Origin of the sequence: Micromonospora sp. NPDC048905 (assembly GCF_040649655.1) — a bacterium.
Taxonomy (GTDB): domain Bacteria; phylum Actinomycetota; class Actinomycetes; order Mycobacteriales; family Micromonosporaceae; genus Micromonospora.
Genome location: NZ_JBEZFV010000004.1, coordinates 244,070 through 264,828, shown reverse-complemented (window position 1 = coordinate 264,828; position 20,759 = coordinate 244,070). Strand labels below are relative to the sequence as shown.

General features: G+C 70.7%; 23 protein-coding genes. 12 read left to right on the top strand and 11 right to left on the bottom strand.

What is annotated here, in order from left to right; genetic code table 11:
* The 3 genes from AB0C01_RS12570 to AB0C01_RS12560 all read left to right on the top strand — a co-directional run.
* On the top strand, positions 1-423 hold a 423-nt coding region (locus AB0C01_RS12570), incomplete at its 5' end, for a tetratricopeptide repeat protein (protein ID WP_357571115.1).
* 96 nt (positions 424-519) lie between these two features.
* Positions 520-720, top strand: a complete 201-nt coding sequence (locus AB0C01_RS12565) for a hypothetical protein (RefSeq protein WP_357250276.1) — start codon at positions 520-522, stop codon at positions 718-720.
* A gap of 119 nt (positions 721-839) precedes the next feature.
* Positions 840-2,321 carry a hypothetical protein gene (locus tag AB0C01_RS12560; protein WP_357571114.1) on the top strand — a complete coding sequence of 494 codons (1,482 nt, stop codon included), beginning with the start codon at positions 840-842 and terminating at the stop codon, positions 2,319-2,321.
* 71 nt (positions 2,322-2,392) lie between these two features.
* Here the strand turns inward: AB0C01_RS12560 and AB0C01_RS12555 are convergent, their stop codons facing one another.
* Complete coding sequence (locus tag AB0C01_RS12555) at positions 2,393-2,911, bottom strand: helix-turn-helix domain-containing protein (RefSeq protein WP_357250271.1); 519 nt, start codon at positions 2,909-2,911, stop codon at positions 2,393-2,395.
* Positions 2,912-2,994: 83 nt separating this feature from the next.
* Here AB0C01_RS12555 and AB0C01_RS12550 point away from each other — a divergent pair, with 83 nt between their 5' ends.
* The 4 genes from AB0C01_RS12550 (at position 2,995) to AB0C01_RS12535 (ending at position 5,602) form a co-directional block, all read left to right on the top strand.
* Complete coding sequence (locus AB0C01_RS12550) at positions 2,995-3,399, top strand: nuclear transport factor 2 family protein (protein ID WP_357571113.1); 405 nt, start codon at positions 2,995-2,997, stop codon at positions 3,397-3,399.
* Between the two features lie 121 nt (positions 3,400-3,520).
* Positions 3,521-4,501 (top strand): HEAT repeat domain-containing protein, encoded by a 981-nt coding sequence (locus AB0C01_RS12545; RefSeq protein ID WP_357571111.1) that lies wholly within the window; start codon positions 3,521-3,523, stop codon positions 4,499-4,501.
* A 150-nt stretch (positions 4,502-4,651) separates the two neighbouring features.
* Positions 4,652-5,251, top strand: a complete 600-nt coding sequence (locus tag AB0C01_RS12540; protein WP_357571110.1) for a hypothetical protein — start codon at positions 4,652-4,654, stop codon at positions 5,249-5,251.
* Positions 5,252-5,344: 93 nt separating this feature from the next.
* The gene (locus AB0C01_RS12535; RefSeq protein WP_357571109.1) at positions 5,345-5,602 is read left to right on the top strand and encodes a CbrC family protein; all 258 of its coding nucleotides are present in this window, start codon (positions 5,345-5,347) and stop codon (positions 5,600-5,602) included.
* Positions 5,603-5,785: 183 nt separating this feature from the next.
* Here AB0C01_RS12535 and AB0C01_RS12530 read toward each other — a convergent pair whose 3' ends face one another.
* The gene (locus AB0C01_RS12530; RefSeq protein ID WP_357250259.1) at positions 5,786-6,196 is read right to left on the bottom strand and encodes a VOC family protein; all 411 of its coding nucleotides are present in this window, start codon (positions 6,194-6,196) and stop codon (positions 5,786-5,788) included.
* A gap of 212 nt (positions 6,197-6,408) precedes the next feature.
* Here AB0C01_RS12530 and AB0C01_RS12525 point away from each other — a divergent pair, with 212 nt between their 5' ends.
* The gene (locus AB0C01_RS12525; RefSeq protein ID WP_357250256.1) at positions 6,409-7,308 is read left to right on the top strand and encodes an ABC transporter substrate-binding protein; all 900 of its coding nucleotides are present in this window, start codon (positions 6,409-6,411) and stop codon (positions 7,306-7,308) included.
* 65 nt (positions 7,309-7,373) lie between these two features.
* Here the strand turns inward: AB0C01_RS12525 and AB0C01_RS12520 are convergent, their stop codons facing one another.
* From AB0C01_RS12520 to AB0C01_RS12510, 3 genes are read right to left on the bottom strand one after another with little or no spacing between them, the layout of a single operon-like run.
* Positions 7,374-7,991: an LUD domain-containing protein gene (locus tag AB0C01_RS12520; protein WP_357250253.1), complete on the bottom strand. Its 618-nt coding sequence runs from the start codon at positions 7,989-7,991 to the stop codon at positions 7,374-7,376.
* A complete protein-coding gene (locus tag AB0C01_RS12515) occupies positions 7,988-9,433 on the bottom strand; it encodes a LutB/LldF family L-lactate oxidation iron-sulfur protein (protein WP_357250250.1) in 1,446 nt (481 codons plus the stop codon). The genes AB0C01_RS12520 and AB0C01_RS12515 overlap by 4 nt, the downstream gene beginning before the upstream one ends.
* Positions 9,430-10,140, bottom strand: a complete 711-nt coding sequence (locus tag AB0C01_RS12510) for a (Fe-S)-binding protein (RefSeq protein WP_357250247.1) — start codon at positions 10,138-10,140, stop codon at positions 9,430-9,432. The genes AB0C01_RS12515 and AB0C01_RS12510 overlap by 4 nt, the downstream gene beginning before the upstream one ends.
* A gap of 106 nt (positions 10,141-10,246) precedes the next feature.
* On the opposite strand from AB0C01_RS12510, the gene AB0C01_RS12505 reads away from it, so the two are divergent.
* The 4 genes from AB0C01_RS12505 (at position 10,247) to AB0C01_RS12490 (ending at position 14,365) form a co-directional block, all read left to right on the top strand.
* On the top strand, positions 10,247-11,086 hold the full coding sequence (locus tag AB0C01_RS12505) for a fumarylacetoacetate hydrolase family protein (protein WP_357250244.1): 840 nt from the start codon (positions 10,247-10,249) through the stop codon (positions 11,084-11,086).
* Positions 11,086-11,931: an SDR family oxidoreductase gene (locus tag AB0C01_RS12500; protein ID WP_357250241.1), complete on the top strand. Its 846-nt coding sequence runs from the start codon at positions 11,086-11,088 to the stop codon at positions 11,929-11,931. The genes AB0C01_RS12505 and AB0C01_RS12500 overlap by 1 nt, the downstream gene beginning before the upstream one ends.
* A gap of 31 nt (positions 11,932-11,962) precedes the next feature.
* Complete coding sequence (locus AB0C01_RS12495; protein ID WP_357250239.1) at positions 11,963-12,871, top strand: hypothetical protein; 909 nt, start codon at positions 11,963-11,965, stop codon at positions 12,869-12,871.
* Between the two features lie 168 nt (positions 12,872-13,039).
* Positions 13,040-14,365, top strand: a complete 1,326-nt coding sequence (locus tag AB0C01_RS12490; RefSeq protein WP_357250236.1) for a carbohydrate-binding domain-containing protein — start codon at positions 13,040-13,042, stop codon at positions 14,363-14,365.
* Positions 14,366-14,418: 53 nt separating this feature from the next.
* Here the strand turns inward: AB0C01_RS12490 and AB0C01_RS12485 are convergent, their stop codons facing one another.
* From AB0C01_RS12485 to AB0C01_RS12460, 6 genes are all read right to left on the bottom strand, one after another.
* A complete protein-coding gene (locus AB0C01_RS12485) occupies positions 14,419-16,242 on the bottom strand; it encodes a HAMP domain-containing sensor histidine kinase (RefSeq protein WP_357250233.1) in 1,824 nt (607 codons plus the stop codon).
* Positions 16,239-16,940: a response regulator transcription factor gene (locus AB0C01_RS12480; protein ID WP_357571107.1), complete on the bottom strand. Its 702-nt coding sequence runs from the start codon at positions 16,938-16,940 to the stop codon at positions 16,239-16,241. Before AB0C01_RS12480 ends, AB0C01_RS12485 begins: the two co-directional genes overlap by 4 nt.
* A 73-nt stretch (positions 16,941-17,013) precedes the next feature.
* Entirely contained in the window at positions 17,014-18,243 is a 1,230-nt protein-coding gene (locus AB0C01_RS12475; protein WP_357571106.1) for an ABC transporter permease, read from the bottom strand.
* Positions 18,240-18,929: an ABC transporter ATP-binding protein gene (locus tag AB0C01_RS12470; protein ID WP_357250224.1), complete on the bottom strand. Its 690-nt coding sequence runs from the start codon at positions 18,927-18,929 to the stop codon at positions 18,240-18,242. Before AB0C01_RS12470 ends, AB0C01_RS12475 begins: the two co-directional genes overlap by 4 nt.
* Positions 18,926-20,128 (bottom strand): efflux RND transporter periplasmic adaptor subunit, encoded by a 1,203-nt coding sequence (locus tag AB0C01_RS12465; protein ID WP_357250222.1) that lies wholly within the window; start codon positions 20,126-20,128, stop codon positions 18,926-18,928. The genes AB0C01_RS12470 and AB0C01_RS12465 overlap by 4 nt, the downstream gene beginning before the upstream one ends.
* Before the next feature lie 6 nt (positions 20,129-20,134).
* On the bottom strand, positions 20,135-20,719 hold the full coding sequence (locus AB0C01_RS12460; protein ID WP_357250219.1) for a hypothetical protein: 585 nt from the start codon (positions 20,717-20,719) through the stop codon (positions 20,135-20,137).
* Positions 20,720-20,759 lie beyond the last annotated feature (40 nt).

The window sequence follows — 20,759 nt, the reverse complement described above, 5'->3', positions numbered from 1 at the left end:
ACGGAGGAGCTGGGTAATCGGGCTGGCATGGCCAGCAGCCACGGTCAGCTCGGCATTCTCGCCCACCTTCGGGGCGACTACGCCGAGGCCGATCGCCGCTATCAGCAATCGCTGACCATCGACGAGGAACTAGGCAATCGGGCTGGCATGGCGAGCTCAATCAGCGAGCTCGCGACCCTGCGTACCGAAGCAGGTGGATTCGCCGAGGCAGTGACCTTGCATTGCCAGGCCCTCGCGATACGGCTCGAAATCGGCGTTCCCCAGGCCGGTTTCGATATCGCTCGACTCCGTGACCTCCGCGGGAAGCTTGGCGAACGCAGATTTGGCGACATCGTCACCCCCATCTTCGACGAACAATCGTTGCAGACGCTGACGGCCCTACTCGATCAGGCAGGAAGTCCAGAAGAAGAAGACGGCACCTAGGCTCCCACCCGGCCCGGCGAACTCACGTCGCTTGTGGAATCAGGGATCCTCCATCCGCCGATTGCCACGCTGATGGTCGTCCCGCAGGATGGCCGCGTGGACGCCTGGCAGTCGATCGACGACCTCATCGTGCAACAACGGATCATCCTGGCGTTGCAGGCGATCTGTCGGGCCGAGGAATGCAGCCTCCGGCAAGCGATTGACCTCTTCGGGGACCGGTACGAGCTTCTCCGGCGGACGAGGCCCGATGACTTCCAGGTCACCCGCGACGAGTATGGGCACGGTGCCTATACCTGAGCGGTCGGGCGGCGCCTGCTCTCCCGATGAGCGGATGCCGCGACGATGGACGTGGGCGTAGCGTGCGGTTGATGGTCGGTGCTGCTTCTTCGGATCGGTTTTCGTCTCCCTCGTCGCTGTTGGCCGGGCTGGCGAGGAATCCGGCAGCGCCGATCGACGTGCTGCTGCGGCTGGTGGAGATGTGGCCGGAGCAGGCATGCGAGGGGCTGCGACGCCGCCGCGAGCTGCTGCCGCCGGTGCGGGACGCGATGCTGCGTCATCCCTCACCCACGATCCGCGGCGCGCTCGCCAGCCACCCGCAGGTCGACCCCCTGGCGCGTGCCCACCTGCTGGCCGACCCGGCGTGGCGGGTGAGACTTCGCGCGTTCGGCCGACCCGGTCAGGCACCGCTGCCGGACGACGTGCTGGTCAGGTTGTTGACCGGACTCGACGATCCCCCCTCCGACGTGCCGTTCAGCCGCGAGGAGTTGATCGACGAGTTGTTCGGCGCGATGGGGTACGACCGACGTCTGATCCGGCTGGCCGCCGTGCACCCTCGGCCGGGTGTGCGCCGGTACGTGGCCGGCTCCGCGATCTGGCTGGACGAGCGGTCGCGCCGGGCGCTGCTGGAGGATGAGGCGCCCGAGGTGCGGGCGGTCGCCGTGGCGTCCGACGCGCGCCGCCACCAGGTGATGGAGCCTGCGGATCTGCCGGACCAGCACTGTCACGCATTCTGGTACGTGCTTCAGCGTCCACTGTCCCCGGCGCTTGTCGATCAGGTGCTCGCCAGCGGCGACGCGGCCACGCTGCGGGTGATGGCCGAGAACCCGAGCGTCCCACCGGACGTGGTCGAGACGCTGTTGCGCCACCCCGACCCGTCGGTTCGGCAGGGAGTGGCCGGCCGCGTTGACCTGAGCGGCGACCAGCTTGTCCGGCTCTCCACCGACCCGACGGTCAAGGTCCGAACCGCGGTCTCCACCCATCCCGGCCTCAGCGAACCGCAGCGGGCCAGCATCGACATCGACGTGACCACGGTGCCGGACGACGGCCACTTTGGCTCCGCGGACGTGCGTTGCCGTGAGATCCCCTATACCGACGGCGCCGCGCCGGAACTCACCGATGCGCTGCGCTGGGCACGCTCGGTCAACCCGCTGGTCCGCCGCCGCGCGGCCCGAAACTCCGAGTTGCCGCCGGACCTCGTCGACATCCTCGCCGAGGACCCCGACCTGGGCGTACGGGTCCTGCTCGCTCAGCATCACCCGGCCGCGCCGCCCGCGCTGCTGCTGCGCTGCTTCCTCGAGTACCACTGCTGCGGCCGGGACCGGTTGAGCGAGCTTCCGCAGTTTCCCACCAACGGGTTGGCCCGCTTCTCCGACGACCCCGACCCGACGGTACGACGGCTCGTCGCCCTCGATCCGCACGCCGACCCGGAAGTCGTCGATCGATTGAGCACCGACCCGAGCGCCTCCGTGCGACAGGCGATGGCCAGCAGCCCACGGCTCCCCGCACCGCGGATCGTCGCGCTTCTCGATGATCCCGAACTGGCCGAGGCCGCCGCGGCCAACCCGGCCCTGCCGGTCGATCAGATGCAGCGCATCCTGGACGGGACGCCCGTGGGCTGACACGAGGCGACCGACGCGTACGCCGGCCCGGCCCGGCGCTCACGCCGGGTGCTGATCCACCAGCCGGCCGGTCAGGCGCCTTTCAGGCCAGCGAAGACGACCGCGAGCGTACGGGCCTGCAGAGGCTCGTCCCACCCACCGTGCAGGGCCCCTTGGCAGACGCTGGCGAGGAGCGCCATCACTTCGGGTAGCCGTACCGGGGCGGCGACGGAGCCGGCGGCCTGGGCCTGTTCCAACAGCCGGGCCACCGCCTTCTCGAGGTGACCGACCGCGTCGGGCAGCCGGATGTTCACCCCGGACCCGGCGAGAAGGTCGACGACCGTCTTCTTCGCCGCGGCCTGTGCCACCAGGTGGGCAAAGAAGGCGAACAGGTCTCGCTGGGCGGCGTCTTCGACGAGCTGTGCGAGCAGTCGCTTCATGATCGCGGCGAGCAGGTCGTCCTTGGTGGGGAAGTGGCGGAAGACCGTACCGATGGCGACACCGGCGCGCCGGGCCACCTCCTCGGTGGAGGCTCGGGGACCGAACTCGGCGAAGACTGCCTCCGCGGCGTCCAGGATGCGTGCGCGGTTGCGCTGCGCGTCGACGCGCAACGGCGGACCCTCTACCAAAATGAGTCTCCACTCACTATTCTCGGCACAAGTCGAGTGCTGACTCATTATCAGGGAGGACGACCGTGACACCAAGAGCGATCTTCGAAAGCATGTGCGCCCAGTGGCTCGCGAACCAGCCCACCTTCGAGGCCGACCTGCTCACCGACGACGTGGTGATCGAGACACCGTTCGCCGCACCCGGGCGCCCTACACGTACCGAGGGAAAGCAGCGGGTGCTTGCGTACACACAAGGGAGCCAGGCGGTGTTCCCGGTCCGGTTCGACGACTGTCGTAACGTGGTCGTGCACGAGACCGCGGACCCCGAGGTGATCGTGGTCGAGTATGAACTGGTCGGCACTCACACAGAGACGGGGACAACCGCCTCGGCGCCGTTCATCGGGGTGCTGCGGACCCGGGACGGCAAACTGGCCCACTGGCGCGAGTACCAGCACACCCTCGCCATCGCTGAGGCCGTCGGTCAGGTGTAGGCCCGGATCAGGACCAGGCGTTGCGCCCTGCGATGGTCGTGGGGGAAGATCAGGTTCATGACTCACCGGAAAGGCGCCGCGCGCCTCGCAGAGTGAGACCGGCGGCGAGCGCTGGGCGCGCGTGCTGACCGGCCTCGATCGAGAGCTGGACCGCTACGCCTGGGCGGAACGGCTGGCAAACCGGTCCGAGCGCCCACAGGTCAGGCTCGAAGGCGTACGGATGGCGCTCGCGGCGATGCGTGAGTGGCGCGCCGCGCCCGCACGGCTGACGCCGATGCTGACCGGCCTCCTGCGGGACGACAGCTCCGAGGTGCGGTCGGCGGCGCTGCACACGTTGGCGGCTTCATTGACCGCGTCCCGTCTGGCCGCCGACGAGCTCGCGGGGCTGCTGGACGATCCTGAGTTCGGCGCGGTGGCCGCTACCGCGCTGGGCAGCGTCGGCGACCACCGGGCGGTGCCGCATCTGGTCCGGCTGATGCTGTCCAACAGCGACGAGCCGCGTCTGGCTGAGGCGTTCAAGGCGGTTGCCCGGACGGGTGCCGATGCACAGATCCCGGTGGCCGCCGCCCGGCAGATCTTGGCCGTGCTACCGGATTCGTGCACGCCGGACCTGCCGATGCGGGTCCTGGCCGCGTTCGGGCCGGCCGCCGCTGCCGCAGTGCCGGAACTCATTGACCGACTCGAAGGGGCCGAGAACGACACCCCGGACTGGGCGATCCACGTTCTCGGACAGATCGGGCCAGCCGCCGCAGCCGCAGCAGCGCTGCTTCGGCGGTACCCGACGCAGTGCGCGACGCTTGCCCTTCTCAGCGTCACATCGGACCGGGCCGTGGCCGACCAGTATCTCGCCGGCCGGCCCGAACAACCTGGCCGCCGAGACCAGATCGCGCCAGCGGTGCTGACCTGGCTGGCCGAGCACAATGGGCTGCGGGTCTTCGCCGCGATGGGGTCGCACGCGCGACCGGTGCTCGACCGGCTGGATCGATTCGTGGCCTCCCGGCACCGAGTCGGCATGAACATCGGCGACTTTGACGCCGAGATGCGCGCGGACGAAAGGCTGCACGCTGCCGCCATCGCCACCCGCCGGATGATCGCCGAATAGGTCGCCCTCGTGAATCCGCTTCTGCCGGGTCGGTCGCTACGGGGTGGTGTCATGGCGGGCGCGCAGCGCCGAGGACCGCCAAGGTCGCCGACCGCCATCCGTTGACCGGGTGATGGAGGACGCCGGCCGGGTGCTGTTACTTTGCCGGCCGTGGATGATCAGCTGACGTGGATCGACCGAATCATCGACGTGACCGGATGGCACCAGGAGCCCGCGGACGGTGCTGGCTGGGAGCAGGTGGAGTCGGAGCTGGGCGTGGTGCTGCCTTCGGACTTCAAGGAGCTGTGTCGACGGTTCGTACCGGGGGCGTTCTCTGCGTACCTGGACCTTCTAGGGCCCACGGACGACTATGCGCAGCCGCTGCTTCCGACGTGGGCCTCTCTCCGGCAGTGGGCGGCCGGGCACGAGTCCGTGCGGCTGTGGGCACCCTACGAGATGTACGAGCCCGACAAGGGGTCGGGGCTGATCCAGTGGGGCAGTGATCAGACCGAGGGAGAGTACTACTGGTTGGCGGACCGCTCAGTGGAGCCCGACCGGTGGCAGGTGATCGCGCGTCGGGAAACCGACCCGTGGCACCAATTCGACATGTCGACGGCCGAGTTCGTCTATCGGGTGATCGCGGATCCGGAGTTCAAGCCGTTCACGGTGGCCGATCCACCACGGCGACCATTCTATCTGCCGCACTGGGGGCCGTTCCCCACGAGCGCTGACGACTGGGACGCTCTCACCGACCCGAACCGAAAGAGCTGAACGACGTCCCCGGGACCGCTGACGCGGCAGGTGTTCGGCGCTCAGGTGGGCCGCTCGCGGCGACCTAGGATCGGCGGGTGCTGGCTGACGAGGATGGTGGGGTGGCAGCAGGAGCAGTGGTTGCACCATTGCCGAGACGCGGCGGAGTTCCATGGCGCGGTCGGGGCGAACGAGTTGGCGACCACCCCGGACGCGCTGGAACACCTCCGGCTGACGTCGGCCGGGTCTGGCTGGTCGGCCGGTGACAGCGACTGGTATCTGCGAACGCTGAGCAAGGCCGGCCCGGTCACCGCCTATCTCTTCCGCTGCCGGCACTGCGGCAGTCACCTCGCGTATTCCGACTCGGCCTGACCGCCCGTCCTGGACGGGGAAGGTTGTTGTTGGCGGCCGCAGCCGTGACGGAATGGGGTCGCTGCCGAGCTGGCGGCCCCGCACAGCATCTCGTGCTGGCAGGGCCGCCAGGGCTGTTCGCGAGAAGCGGCTTGCGTGAGACGCCGAGTCAGCCCAACGGCTCAGGTGCGACTACCGGCGCGACTACAGCGGCCGAGATCGCTGTGGCACATCGTTGTAGCGAGCGGTCAGCACTTCGAGCATGTGCTTGTCCGGTCCAAGAAAATACAGTCGCCGGCCGGTTCCGTCACGATTGACCTCGCCGACCTCCGACGGCCGCTTTCCGGGTGGGTCGGCGGTGTACGGCGTACCTTCGCGGTCGAAGCGGGCCTTGATGCGGTCGAAAAGTTCGTCGGTCACCAGGAAGGCGTAGTGCTGGGGCTGCACCTCGACCGGCGGGGCCGCGAAGTTGATGACAACCGAATCATCGAGTTGCACCGATTGGAAGAAGCCGTTCTCCCAGGGTTCGCGGAGGTCGAGCAGGCCCTTGAAGTAGTGGGCGGCAGCGTCGCGATCAGACACGGGGATGATCAGGTGGTGCAGGGACGCGGGCATTGTCGTTCCTTGATGTCGTGCCACCTCCATCACCACAACGTCGTTGCGGCCAGACGCGATGACACCTCGCGACGACGATAAACCAGCTGTACCCGACACCTCAAGCATGGCTGCCGGGCAGGTGGTCGCGGAATGGCGGGGCCGCTGCTGGCCGCCGTGGCCTCGCTGCCGGGAAGTGGACGTGGCACGTCGCGCCTGGTAGGCAGGCGGGTGTGCGCATCGTCTCCCTGCTGCCGGCGGCCACGGACATCGTGGCCATGCTCGGCCTGACCGGGCATCTGGTCGGGCGTACCCACGAGTGTGACTGGCCGCCGGGGACCCTGGCCGACATCCCGGCGGTGACGGCGACCTCCCTGCCGGAGGCCCTGACGAGCCGGGAGATCTCGGCGGCGATCGCTGGTGACGCGCACCGGGGATCATCGCTGTACCAGCTCGACGTCGCGATGCTGGAGGCCCTGAAACCGGATCTGATCCTGACCCAGGATCTGTGCGATGTGTGCGCGGTCTCCTACGAGCGGGTCAACGACGCGGTTCGCCTGATCGATCTCGACACCAGGGTGGTGTCCCTGGAGGCGCGGACCATCGACGGGATCCTGGACACGGTTGATGCCGTGGCCGCGCTGACGGACACCGAGGGCAGGGCGGTGGAGATCCGAGCCGACGCCGGGCGTCGCCTCGCCGCGTTGCCGGGACCGGTGACCGGCGCGCCGACGGTGCTGTTCGTCGAGTGGCTCGACCCGTTGATGCCCGGCGGGCACTGGGTGCCGGAGCAGATCGCCTATGCGGGTGGGCGGTCGCTGCTGCTCGGGCCGGGCGCGCACAGCACCCCGCAGCGGTGGTCGGTGGTCGCCGACCTGGCTCCCGAGGTGGTGGTGTTCGGGCCGTGCGGGTTCACGCCCGAGCGCACCTTCGACGAGCTGTCGGTGGCGGCCGCGCAACCCGCCTGGGCGGACCTGCCCGCGGTTCGTCAGGGGCAGGTGTGGGTGGTCGACGGGCCTGCCTACTTCAACCGCCCCGGCCCGAGGGTGGTCGACGGCGCGGAGATCCTTGCCGGCATCCTCGCTGGCCGTCCCGACTCCCGCGCTCGACAGGTCCCCCTCGACGTCGGTTGACACTGCCGCGCCCGACCGGCACGGTGTCGACCGGGGTGCCGTCGATGCTGACCCGGCCGAGGACGTCAGTGCTCCGGGAGGTCGTCGTCGACACCGACCAGCACGACCTCCAGTCGGCGGGGGCCGTGCACCCCCTCCACCCGGTTGAGCTCGATGTCGCTGGTCGCGGACGGGCCGGAGATCCAGGTCTGGGGTGCGCGTGCGTCGAGGCGGGTCAGCGCCTCCGGTAGCAGGCCGACGACCTGGTCAGCGCGGACGACACAGATGTGCCGGTCGGGCACCAGGGTGAGCGCTCGCCGCCCCTGCGTCGGGCCGGCGTCGAGGATGATGGTGCCCGTGTCGGCGACCGCCACTGCGCAACCGGTCAGGACCGCGTCCATGGCGTCGAGCTCGGCCGGTGCGAGTGGGGGAGCGTCGCGCCGCACCTGCCCGGCACAGCCGGCCAACCAGTCGGCGGGCACATCGGTGGGGACGGCGAGCCGGTCCACCTCGGCCAGCAGCCCGGCCAGGGCGCCGAGGCCCCGGTGGACCGTCGCCCGGTAGTCCTCCAGCCGGTCGACGAAAACCTCGACCAGGTCGGAGCGGTCGTCGGTCCGACGGTATCGGCGGGGCACCGCCACCGGTGGCGGGTTGTCGGCCAGGGCCGTCCGGAGCCGCGCCAGGATCTCGTCGCGCGCGTTCACTGCTGCTCCCACCACTCCCGGAAGGTCTGCGGTGCGGGCAGCGGCAGGTCCCGCGAACGGGTCCACGCCGAGGCGGGCCAGGGCAGCCGGCGCAGCGTTCGAGCGCCGGTGCGTCGTTCGCGGTACGCGCCGAGTGGACCCGCGCCCGTGCGGGCCAGCCGCAGGGCGGCGGCCCAGCGTCGAGGGCTGCGCATCACCCAGGACAGGACGCGCATGGCGGCCCGTTCCGCGAGTGGGTGCGGCGCCTGCTGGCGGAGGTGGACCAGGATCTCCGGAATGTTGATCTTCACGGGGCACACGTCGTAACAGGCGCCGCAGAGCGTCGACGCGTACGGCAGGGACGCGTTGTCGGCCACCCCGGTCAACTGGGGCGACAGGATCGCGCCGATCGGCCCCGGGTACACCGAGCCGTACGCGTGCCCGCCGGCCCGCTCGTACACCGGGCAGACGTTGAGGCACGCGGAGCAGCGGATGCAGGACAGCGCCGGCCGCCCGACCGGGTCGGCGAGCACCGCGGACCGGCCATTGTCGACAAGGACGACGTGTACGGCCTGCGGGCCGTCGCCGGGGGCGACGCCCGTCCACATCGAGGTGTACGGGTTCATCCGCTCACCGGTCGAGGACCGCGGGAGCAGTTGCAGGAAGACCTCCAGGTCGGTGAAGGTCGGCAGCAGCTTCTCGACGCCCACAACGCTGATCAGCGTCTCCGGGAGGGTGAGGCACATCCGCCCGTTGCCCTCGGACTCCACCACCACGAGCGTGCCGGTGTCGGCAATGGCGAAGTTGGCGCCGGACACGGCGACCCGGGCCGAGAGGAACCGTCGCCGCAGGTGGGCGCGCGCCACCTCGGCCAGGGCGGCCGGCTCGTCGCTGAGGTCGGCCGGCGCGTCGGGCATGCGACGCTGGAAGATCTCCCGGATCTGTGTCCGGTTGTAGTGGATCGCCGGCACCAGGATGTGCGAGGGGGTGTCGTCGCCGAGCTGCACGATCAGCTCCGCCAGGTCGGTCTCGTACGCGGTGATCCCGGCCGCCTCCAGGGCCTCGTTGAGCTCGATCTCCTGGGTGGCCATCGACTTGACCTTCACGACCTCGTCGGCCCCGGTGGCCCGGGTCAGCTCGACCACGATCCGGCAGGCCTCGGCCGCGTCCCGGGCCCAGTGCACGGTGGCGCCGGCGGCGGTGGCGGACGCCTCGAACTGCTCCAGCAACTCCGGCAATCGCCGTTGGACGTCCGCCTTGATCGCGGCGCCGGCGTCGCGCAGAGCCTCCCAGTCGGGCACCTCGTCGACGACCCGGGCGCGCTTGCCGCGGATGGTGCGGGTGGCCCGGTGCAGGTTGGCCCGCAGTTGCGTGTCGGCGACGGCCGGCTTCGCCGCGGTGGGAAAGGGCAGCGGCGTGCGGATCCGCCCGTCGCCGGTGGCCGGTGCGACCGGCCTGGTCACGAGTTGGCCCCCGTCGCGGCGAGGATCTCGGCGTAGTGCAGGGCCCGTACGCCGGAGCGGTGGCGGTCGAGGCCGCCCCCGATGTGCGCCAGGCAGGAGTTGTCGGCGGCGGCGAGCACCCGTGCTCCGGTCTCGCCGACCCGGGCGCACTTGTCGGTGAGCATCGCGGTGGACACGTCCGGGTTCTTCAGGGCGAAGGTGCCGCCGAAACCGCAGCACTCCTCGGCGTCGGCCAGCTCGACCAGCCGGATCCCGCGCACCTGACGCAGGAGTCGCAGGGGCCGGTCACCCAGCCGGAGCAGCCGCAGGCCGTGGCAGGTGGGGTGGTAGGTCACCGTTTCCGGGAACTCGGCGCCGACGTCGGTGACGCCGAGGACGTCGACGAGCAGCTCGGACAGCTCGTAGGTGCGGGCGGCCACCGACGTGGCCGGCGGGTGCAGCCGCGGGTACTGGTCGCGGATCATCGCGGTGCACGAACCGGACGGCACGACGACGGCGTCGTACGCGTCGAAGACGTCGACGTAGTTGCGCACCATCGGCATCGCCTCGGCCCGGTAGCCCGTGTTGGCGTGCATCTGCCCGCAACAGGTCTGGCCCGTCGGGAAGTCGACGGTGTGGCCGAGCCGGCGCAGGATGCGGGTGACCGCGATGCCGGTGGCGGGATAGGCGATGTCGTTGACGCAGGTGATGAAGAGGGCTATCCGCATGGCGGTGTCGACCCGCCTTGACTGTGTTGGTGTGAGCGAGTACACACTGGCGAGCAAGATCCTATCGGAAACGGCTCTGCCGCCACCAGGCACCGGAGGATGGTTCGTGAGATTCATGCGAGTCGGGCCCGTCGGGCGGGAACGCCCTGTCCTGTACGTCGACGGGCGGCACCTCGACCTCTCGTCGCTGACCGCCGACATCGATGCGGAGTTCCTCGGCGGCGACGGCATCCGGCGCGTCCGCGAGGCCACCGACCTGCCCGAGATCGACGTCTCCGGTCAGCGGGTCGGCGCGCCGATCGCCCGTCCCGGTGTGGTCCTCTGCGTCGGCCAGAACTACGCCGCGCACGCCGCCGAGTCGGGTGCCGAGCCACCCACCGACCCGATCATCTTCTACAAGGCGCCCAACACGGTCGTCGGCCCCCACGACGACGTTCTGATTCCGCGTGGCTCGACGAAGACCGACTGGGAGGTGGAGTTGGCGGTGGTGATCGGTCGGCAGGCCCGCTACCTCGCCTCGCCGGCCGACGCTCTCGGGCACATCGCCGGGTACGTGCTGTCCAACGACGTCTCCGAGCGGGACTTCCAGCTCGCCGTCTCGGGGGGTCAGTGGTCGAAGGGCAAGTCCTGCGAGACGTTCCAACCGCTCGGCCCGTGGCTGGTCACCGCCGACGAGATCGACGACCCGCAGGCGTTGCGGCTGCGCTCCTGGGTCAACGGTGAGCCCCGCCAGGACTCCAGCACGAAGGACATGATCTTCGACGTGGCGTACCTGGTCTGGCACCTGTCCCAGTACACCGTCCTGGACCCGGGCGACGTCATCAACACCGGTACCCCGCAGGGCGTGGCGCTCTCCGGCCGGTTCCCGTACCTGGCCGGCGGCGACGTGATGGAGGTCGAGATCGAGGGCCTCGGCCGGCAGCGCAGCACGCTGAGAGCTGCCTGATGGCGGTGCCTGTCGACGCGGAGGACTATTCGGGAGGGGAGAGCGGCATGCGGTGTGACGGTCTGGTGGCGGTGGTGACCGGAGGTGGTTCGGGGATCGGCCACGCCTGCGTGCGGGCGTTCCTGGCCGCCGGCGCCCGGGTGGGCGTGCTGGATCTGGATCTGTCGGGTCTCCCCGAGGACCCTCGCGTGCACGGCGTCCGCGCGGACGTGGCCGACCGGTCCTCCCTCGACGCGGCCGTCGCCTCGGTCGCCGACACCTTCGGCGGCATCGACATCCTGGTCAACAACGCCGCCATCTCCGCCGTGGGCACGGTGGAGGACGACGACGACGAGCGGTGGAGCCGGGTGCTCGACGTCAACGTCACCGGCGTGGCCCGGACGAGCGCCGTCGCGCTGCCGTACCTGCGCCGGTCGTCGGCCGCGGCGATCGTCAACATCTCCTCGATCGCGGCGACCGTCGGCCTGCCCCAACGCGCCCTGTACTCGGCGTCGAAGGGCGCCGTGCACGCCCTCACCCTCGCCATGGCCGCCGACCTGGTGACCGAGGGGGTCCGGGTCAACTGTGTCGCCCCCGGCACCGTGGACACGCCCTGGGTGGCCCGCCTGCTCGCCGGCGCGGCCGACCCGACGGCGGAGAAGCGGCACCTCGCGTCCCGCCAGCCAACGGGGCGGCTGGTGACCGCCGAGGAGGTGGCCGCCGCCGTCGTCTACCTCGCTTCGCCGGCGACCGGGTCGGTGACCGGGTCGTCGCTCCCGGTGGATGGCGGCATGTCCGGCCTGCGACTACCCGCTCGGGTCACCTCCGCGCCCGCCCCCGCCGGACCGGACGCGGTCGGCTCCTGAGGGGTCCGGGGGCGCGTGACATGATTGCGCCATGGGGAAACAGCAGGACGTCGGCGAGCCCGACCGTCACAGCGGGTCCGACGTCGCCGACCACCGTCCGATCGGTGGCAGCGCGGACGCACGGCTCGCCCTCGCTCAGGACCCCAACACGCCGCAGATGACGCTTATCGACCTGGCGTCCGATCCGTCGGCCGTGGTCCGCAAGGCGGTCGCCGCTCGGGCCGACGCGCCCGCACAGGCCCTGCGTCCGCTGACCCGAGACCATGATCGTCAGGTACGGGAGGCCGTGGCGAGGAACCCCTCCGCCTCGATCGCCAACCTCATGCGTCTGGTCAAGGACGCCGACCGGTGGATCCGCTGGGCGGTCGCCGGCAACCCCGCCTGTGACGAGTCGATCCGCCGGGTCATGTCCGAGGCGTCGGACAAGGAGCTTCGCGGTCTCCTCGCGGAGAGTCGTGAGCTGGAGCCGGAGTTGGCCGCCCGGCTGATCGACGACGTGTCACCCGAGGTACGCGAACGCCTCGCCACGCACACCCACGACCCCGATGTGATCACCGCCCTGTTGGCCGATCGCACCGCACGCGTACGCAAGGGGGTTGCCCGCAACCCGCGGACCACCGCCGCGCAGCGCAGCGCGCTCGCCGCGGACCCGGTGGTCGACGTCCGCGCCGCGCTGGTGCGTGCCGTCGAGCTGGGTGAGGCGGACCTGGCGCTGCTGCTCGACGACCGCTCGGTTCAGGTACGCCTGGCCATGGCCACGAGCGAGCTCGTTCCGCCGCACATCCGGCAGGCGCTCGCCCGCGACCCCGACGAGATGGTGGCCAGCGCGGCCCGCGACTTCCGCCCGGGGTCCGGCACCTCCTCGGCGGTCCGGGCTCCCCGCATCGCGCACCGGCCCTCCACGGCCGGCGCGGGCCGTCGCGGCGGCACGTCGCGGTAGGGCGGCGCCGGCCTCGCAGAGTGCAGCACCTGTACTCAGGATGGTTTCCAAACATTCACATGTGTCGTCCCGATCCTCTCTAGGCTGCGAATGTCCAGTTTTTGGGCGTATGTCGGCAGGAGAGGACCAGCGGTGCGTATCAGAAGATTCAGGTCAAGGTTCGTGGCGATGGCCGCGGCGGTGGCGGTCGCCGTGGCGGGGGGACCATTCGTCGGCGGTACGGCACACGCCGCCGCGCCCTCCCAGTTCAGCGTCGTGGGCGGTGCGATCCGACCGGCGACCGGCACCCCGGTGCCCGCCTCCGGAACGCACGCGTCGCTGTGGAGCAATTCCCATTACGCCACCACGAGCGTCAACGGCTCCGGGCGGGTACTGATCGGGGCCATCGGTGACAACTGCCAGGGCTGGCCGACCGTACGGGTGAGCGTCGACGGCGTCAGTGTCGGCCAGACCACGATCGTCAGCGCGACGAGTTACGGCACGTACCCGGTCGGCGCGGCGGTCGGCGCCGGCCAGCACACCGTGCAGGTCCAGTTCGTCAACGACTTCCGGGACGACGCCTGCGACCGCAACGTCCACATCGCGTACGCGCGGATGGAGACCGCCGGCGCCACCGACACGACGTTCAGCTTCGCCGTCCTGCCGGACACCCAGCAGGAGGTGCTCAACGGTAGCGACACCCGCTTCCTCAACCGCACGAACTGGCTGGTGCAGAACCGGTCCGCGCTGGACCTTCGCTTCGTGACCTCCTCCGGTGACGTGGTCAACTGGGACACCCCCGACCACTCGCAGTACGTCATCGCCCGCACCGCGATGCGGCCGATCGAGAACGCCGCCATCCCGTACGCGCTGGCACTGGGCAACCACGACACCCAGGCCACCGGCGTCGGCGGCTCCGCCCGCGACCCCGCCCACACCCGCGAACTGCTGCGCGACACCACCGTGTTCAACCAGTACTTCACGGTCAGCCAGTACCGGGCGGTCCGGGGACAGTTCGAGGCTGGCAAGGTCGACAACTCCTACTCGACCTTCGAGGCCGGCGGCGTGCAGTGGATGGTGCTGACCCTGGAGCTGTGGCCCCGGGTCGCGGCCGTGAACTGGGCCAGAAGCGTCGTCGCCGCCAATCCCCGGCACAACGTCATCGTCGTCACCCACGACTACATCGACGGCAACGGCAATATCGAGCAGAGCGCCGGCTACGGCGAGACCAGCCCGCAGTATCTCTTCGACAACCTGGTCAAGCAGTACGCCAACATCCGGTTCGTCTTCTCCGGTCACACCGGCATCGCCGGCAACCGGGTCGACACCGGAGTCCACGGCAACAAGATCTACTCGTTCCTCCAGACGTTCCACTCCAACAGCACCAACCCGGTCCGCCTGGTCGAGGTCGACACCGCCGCCAACTCGCTGCGGACCTGGATCTACGCGCCGCACAACAACCAGTCGTTCACCGCGTACGACAGGTCGTTCACCGGTATCGGGGTGGTCCGCTGACCCGAACCCCGGTCAGTGCTGTGGCCTTGGCGGTTGGCGGCGGAACCGCCGCTTCAACCGCCGAGGCCCGGCAGCCGGATGGTGACGTGTGTGCCCCGGCCCGGCTCGCTCCGCACCTCGATCGTGCCGCCGTGTGCCTCGGTCAGGTGGCGTGCGATCGCCAGACCGAGCCCGCTGCCGCCCGTCACCCGGCTGCGCGACTCGTCGGCCCGCCAGAACCGGTCGAAGATCTTCGGTAGGTCGGCCGGGGCGATGCCGCTGCCGGTGTCCCGGACGGAGATGGTCGAGCCGTTCGCGTCGACAGTCACCGAGCCGCCGGACGGGGTGTGCCGGATGGCGTTCGAGATCAGGTTGCCGACCACCTGTCGTAGGCGCACCTGATCGGCGTGCACGACCGGATCTCCCACGACGCTGAGGTCCAGGCGCACCCCGGCCGCGAACGCGCTGCCCCGATGGCTGTCGACCACGTGCGTGAGCACGTCCCGCAGGTCCGCCGGCCGCAGGTCGATCCGCAGCGTGCCCGCGTCGGCGGCCGCCAGGTCGCCGAGGTCGTCGATGACGTGCTGGAGCAGCAGCGCCTCCTCGTGCAGCAGCGCCAGCAGTTGGGCGTCGGTCGGCGCCAGGTTGTCCTGCGCCGCCTCCAGCCAGATGCGGATGTTGCTGAGCGGGGTCCGCAGCTCGTGCGCCACGTCGTTGACCATGGTGCGGCGTTGCGCCTCGGCCCGTTCCCGGCGTTGCGCGGAGTCGTTCAACGCGCGCGCCAACCGGCCGATCTCGTCGCGCCCGGACACCGGGGCGGGTGTGCGCAGTTCGGCCGCGACGGCGAGGTCGCGCAGCGGCCGCACCAGGCGCCGCCCGACGAGTACGGTCGCCGCGACGGTGGCGAGCAGGACCGCACCGGTGACCGCCACGATCCGTCCGATGCTGCCGCCGGACAGGCTCAGCGTGGTGCGGCCGGTGCCGGGCGCGGTGACGAACAGCAGCGCGCGGGGTGCCACGTACGGTCGGAGTTGGGTTCTGCGCCCTGATTCGACGCACCCCTGCACGACGCCGGCCGGCCCGGCCGGCGTGAGCAGCGACGGCGGCTTCACCTCGGTGTCCTCGTGCGCGGTCCGGACCACCGCCGAATCGCCGAGGTACGCCGTGAAGGACGGCGTGATGCGCAACTGCGAGGCACGGTCGCCCAGGCTGAGACAGCGGGCGGTCAACGTGGTCAGCGTCTCGAGTGCCTTCTTCTCGGCGGCACTGACCAGGCTGTCGAGTTCGAACCCGCAGCCCTCCGTCACGGACCGGGTCAGTGGCCGCTCGGCCTCGGCGCGGACGGTGGTGAGGACGACGCTCGGGCGGCCGGTCTTCGCGGTCCGGATGACACCGTCGTAGCCCACCTTGTGGAAGCAGCTCAGGGCGTTCTTGGCCACCTCGCTGAGCACGTACCGGTCTTCGGGCGGCACGATGTACGGTCCGACGGCTCGCTCGTCGATGTGTTCGGCGCCGCCGGTCAGGCCCAGGTCGACCTGGAGCGGATCCACCACGGCCGAAGGACGGATGTTGCCCAGCGCTGGGCCGGCCTGCGAGTCAAGGATGATCTTGTGGTCGTCGGTGGTCAGCGTGATGCGCCGGCCCAGCTCGGCGGCGCGCGAGTGCACCAGGTCGGCGGCGCCGGACCAGTCGTCGTGGGTGGCCGCGTAACCGACAAGCGCCTGGTAGACGGCCCTCTCGTCGGCGACGGCGCCGCCCTGCTCGTAGTTGATCGCGCGGGTGGTGGTCGTCGCCGCCAGCCAGGCGGTGGCCGAGATCGCGGCCAGCGCGATCACCACGGAGGCGACCAGCAGCCGGGTCACCAGACTGTGCCGCAGCGGCACCCTGTCCTTGCTCACGGCGTCGGACCCGGAGCCAGCTTGTAGCCCACACCGTGCACGGTGAGCAACTGCTGGGGACGTCTCGGGTCGTCTTCGATCTTGCGGCGCAGGTTCATCACGTGGACGTCGATGGTGCGTTCGGTCGAGCTGCGGTCGAGGCCGCGGGTGTGGTGCAGCAGTTGTGCGCGGCTGAAGACCCGGTCCGGCTGCTCGGACATGGCGGCCAGGATGGCGAACTCGCCGCGGGTGCACTCGATCCGCTCGCCGTCGACCGTCACGTGGTGCCCGACCGGATCGACGGTGATCCGACCGGTCTGCCGGATGCTCCGGGCGGTGGGCTCGGGTGTGCCGCGGGACGCGCGGCGCAGCAGGGTGCGGGTGCGGGCCACCAGTTCCCGGGGGCTGAACGGCTTGGCCAGGTAGTCGTCGGCGCCGAGTTCCAGTCCGAGCAGCAGGTCACTCTCGGCGCTGCGCGCGGTGAGCATGAGCACCAGTACGTCCGATTCCTGTCGCAGCGTGCGACACACCTGTAAGCCGTCCAGTCCCGGCATCATCACGTCCAGGATCAGCAGGTCGGGCCGGTCCCGGCGGGCGGCGTCCAGCGCGGCGCGCCCGTCGTGCACCACGGTCGTCTCGTGCCCGGCGGCCACGAGATAGCGGCGGATTCCCTCCGCGTGCCGCAGATCGTCGTCAGCGACCAGGACCATCGCACACATGCCGGCGATGATAGGTCGCCGGTGCGGCACCGCACCGATTTCCGGCCCGACCTGACAGATTCCTAACGGCAGCTCAGACGCTGGACAGTGACTCGGTGGGGTCGAGCGAGGCCGCCCGCATCGCCGGATAGACCCCCGCCAACACCCCGATGACCAGCGCACCTCCCAGTCCGGCGGCGGCCGCTGCCGTCGGGATGGTCACCGGCCAGTGCTGGAGGGTGGCATAGCCCGCGACGGCCACCGTGCCGGTCACCACCCCGGCTGCTCCGCCAAGGGCCGAGAGCACGATCGACTCGGTCACGAACTGGATGCGTACCTGGCCCCGGTTCGCGCCCAGGGCCCGGCGTAGACCGATTTCGCGGCGCCGCTCCAGCACCGAGATGTACATCGTGTTCGCCACCCCGATGCCGCCGACGAGCAACGCGATCCCGGCGAGCCCGAGCAGCAGCGAGCTGAAGGTCTGCCGCACCGCCTGCTTGGCGGCGAGCCCGTCCGAGGGACGACTGACCAGCACGTCGCTCGGATGCTCCGGGTTGGCCGTGGCGGCCAGGACCGAGCGCACCGCCACCACCTGGGCGTCGGTGGTCTGCACATAGATGCGGGTCGGGTGCCCGTCGAAGCGCAGCCAGTGGTTGGCCGCCTCCCAGCCGACCATCGCGGAACGGTCGATCTCGGGCGCGAGTGGCACCGGGTCGAGGATGCCGATCACGCTGAACCGCTGCCCGCCGAGGTGAACCTGGATCGGCTGGGAGAGGTCGACGGCGGTGAAGCCGAGCCGCTGGGCGGCGACCGCGCCGAGGACCACGGTCGGCAGGCGTTCCATCGCGGAATCCAGGAAACGGCCGGAGCGTACCCGGCCGTCGATCGCCGCGAGCAGGTTCGTCCTGGTGGCGACGACCGCGATCGCGTTGTAGTCGCCCGGGCCGGTCCGGTCGGATCGGGCGACGTTCAGCCCGAAGTCGGCGGTCGCGCTCGCCACCGTCACCGGCCCGATCCGGGACACCATGTCCACCGACTCGACGGGCAGCTGGACCGGTGGTTCGCGGTTGGGCGCCGGCGTGACCTGCAGTCGGTTGGTGCCCAGGGCGGCCAGCTCCTCCTCGAGCGCCCGCTGGCTCGACGCGGGAATTCCGGTGACCAGGACCAGGGTGGCGATGCCGATGGCGATGCCGAGCGCCGACAGCGCGGCGCGCGCCGTGCGCGTCCGAATGCCGAGCAGGCCCAGACCGATCAGGTCGGCCGGGGCCAGCCGTACCGGTGCGGCGTCCCGGTCCACTCGCGCCGCGTGACGGGTACGCCTCATACCGGCGCACCGCCCGCCGCGGAGTCGGACACCAGGCGGCCGTCGAGGATGCGGAGCTGTCGGGGCACCCGGGCGGCCACCTCGTGATCGTGGGTGATCAGCGCGATCGTGGTCCCCTCCCGGTTCAGCTCGGTCAGCAGGTCGAGCACGGCCGAGCCGGTGGCCAGGTCGAGCGCCCCGGTCGGCTCGTCGGCCAACACCAGCGCGGGCCGGTTGACGAGCGCCCGGGCGATCGCCACCCGTTGGCGTTCGCCGCCGGAGAGCGCCTGCGGGTGGTGGTCGGCGCGGTGGGCCAGACCGACCCGCTCCAGTGCCGCCCGGGCCAGCGCCCGGCGGTGCCGGCGGTGCACGCCGGCGTAGAGCAGGCCGGTCGCGACGTTCTCGGTCGCGCTCAGCCCATCGGTGAGATGGAACTGTTGGAACACGAAGCCCAGCCAGCGGCCGCGCAGGCTGGACAGCTGTCGGTCGGACATGGTGGTGACGTCCCGCCCGCCGAGCAGCACCCGGCCCTCGGTGGGCCGGTCCAGCGTGCCCATGATGTTGAGGAGAGTGGACTTTCCCGAGCCGGACGGCCCCAGGATGGCCACGAACTCGCCCGCGTCGATCCGCAACGAGACGTCGCGCAGCGCCGTCACGTCCTCGCCGTAGCGCCGGGTGGCGCCGTCGATCTCCAGCACCGCGCTCACGACGTCGTCACCACCCGGGTGCCGGCGGCGATGCCCGTACCGGTGATCTGCACCATGCCGTCGGCGAACAGGCCCACCTTCACCGCGGTCAGGGCGCCGTCGGAGATCTGGACGCCGTAGCCGCCGCCGCTGAGCGCGAGCAGGGCGCCGACCGGGACGGCGAGTACGTCGTGCGCGGTGGTGCCGGTGAACCGGACCACGACGGCGGCCGAGCTGATGTCCTGGATCGCCGAGGCATCGTCCACCGCGATGACGACCTGCACCTTCGGACCCTCCGCGCCCGGGTTGTCGCCGTCCGACGAGCTGGCCTGGACGTTGCTGCTCACCGAGGTGATGGTGCCGCCGGCGTGCGAGCTGTCCGGGAGAGTGATCTGCACCTTCTGCCCCGCCCGGAGGTCGTCGGCCCGGCTCGCGTCGATCTCGACGGTGACCGCCTTGGTCTTGTCGCTGATCGCCATCAGGTTGCCGGTGGCGTCGTCGCCGAGCTGCGCCGAAGCCGCGCCCACCCGCACCGCGCCGGGCAGCACCAGGATGTCGCCGAGTGTCACGGTGCCGGTGGCCGGACGGATCCCCTTGGCCGCCTGCCAGCGCCGTACGGCGTCCTTCAGCGATGCGGTGAACACGGCGTCCTGGCTGGTCAACACGGTCTGGTACGCCTTCGTGCCGGAGGCTGTCGGCGTCGAATCCGGCGTGGTGGCCTCCCCGGTCGCACCCGGGTCGTTCGCGGCCGGTGTCGGCCCGCCCTGGACGGTGACCCGGGTTCCCGGTGCGGGTTGCGGCCCGATCCGGTAGTCGAGCGCCCGGAGGTTGTCGGCCAGCACCTTGACGTCGCGGCCGACCATGCCGACCACGTCGATGTCGCGGAACATCGGCGACGACCCGTAGAAGAGGGTCACCGGTCGGTCGCCGGCCCGATACAGGATGTCGCCTCGGGCGATGGTGCTGCCCGGCTGGGGCAGCCAGGTGAGCACCCCGGGCGCGACGCCGCGCAGGGTGCGCTGCTTGCGGTAGCCGACCGTGCCGCTCTCGGTCCAGTAGTCGGAGAGGTCGGTCCGGACCACCTCGGCCGTGGCCACCCTGGACGCGGCCGGCTGGGCGGCGGGGGAGTCCCGGTCGCCGCTGGCGTGGACGGCGTAGACCACGCCGCCCAGCGCGAGCACGCCGCAGGTGATGGTGATGATGAGGGGTTTCGTCCGCACGGTCGGCTACTTCTGCGTGAAGGCCGAGATCTCGCACTGACGCTGGATCTCCATGCCCTCGTCGCTGTTCGCCTTCTCGAGGTTGGCCTTCGTCTCCGGCGCGACCCAGATCTTGGCGTTGTCGGTGCCCCCCTGCCGGATCTCCATCGACAGGCCGTGGTCCCGGACGCACTGCAGTTGCTCGCGGAGGTCGTCGGCGTAGTTCGGGTTCTGGTGCGGGTCGAGTTCCGGAGCGCCCAGCGGTTCCTTGTCGGCACACGCGTCCACGGCCGGCTGGTACTTCTTCTCGTCCATCTTGTAGCTGAGGAGCGGGCCGCCGTTTCCGTCCTTCGCCGGAGCCGAGGGCACGCCGTGCTGCGTCCAGCAGGCGTAGTAGGCGCCGTACAGGCGGTCGATCTCCTGCTTGCTCGCGCCGAGGGGGAGCTGGCGGTCAGCGCCGCCGGTCGAACCGGCCGGGCCGGCGCTCGCCGACCCGGTCGCGCCCGGGATCGCGGCCACCTGCGGCCCCGGCCCCTCCGCGTCGCCGCCGCAGGCCGCGAGTGACAGCAACAGGACCGCCAGGCCGACCATCTTCACGTTCGCATTTCGCATGACGGTCAGCCTGGTCGCCACATGTCAGCTATTCGTTAGG

Excerpts from the sequence above, each read along its gene's own strand:
- AB0C01_RS12535 (WP_357571109.1), top strand. The coding sequence starts at position 5,345 with ATGGTGGGGTGGCAGCAGGAGCAGTGGTTGCACCATTGCCGAGACGCG.
- AB0C01_RS12530 (WP_357250259.1), bottom strand. The coding sequence starts at position 6,196 with ATGCCCGCGTCCCTGCACCACCTGATCATCCCCGTGTCTGATCGCGAC.
- AB0C01_RS12510 (WP_357250247.1), bottom strand. The coding sequence starts at position 10,140 with ATGCGGATAGCCCTCTTCATCACCTGCGTCAACGACATCGCCTATCCC.
- AB0C01_RS12500 (WP_357250241.1), top strand. The coding sequence starts at position 11,086 with ATGGCGGTGCCTGTCGACGCGGAGGACTATTCGGGAGGGGAGAGCGGC.
- AB0C01_RS12495 (WP_357250239.1), top strand. The coding sequence starts at position 11,963 with ATGGGGAAACAGCAGGACGTCGGCGAGCCCGACCGTCACAGCGGGTCC.
- AB0C01_RS12490 (WP_357250236.1), top strand. The coding sequence starts at position 13,040 with ATGGCCGCGGCGGTGGCGGTCGCCGTGGCGGGGGGACCATTCGTCGGC.
- AB0C01_RS12480 (WP_357571107.1), bottom strand. The coding sequence starts at position 16,940 with ATGTGTGCGATGGTCCTGGTCGCTGACGACGATCTGCGGCACGCGGAG.
- AB0C01_RS12475 (WP_357571106.1), bottom strand. The coding sequence starts at position 18,243 with ATGAGGCGTACCCGTCACGCGGCGCGAGTGGACCGGGACGCCGCACCG.
- AB0C01_RS12460 (WP_357250219.1), bottom strand. The coding sequence starts at position 20,719 with ATGCGAAATGCGAACGTGAAGATGGTCGGCCTGGCGGTCCTGTTGCTG.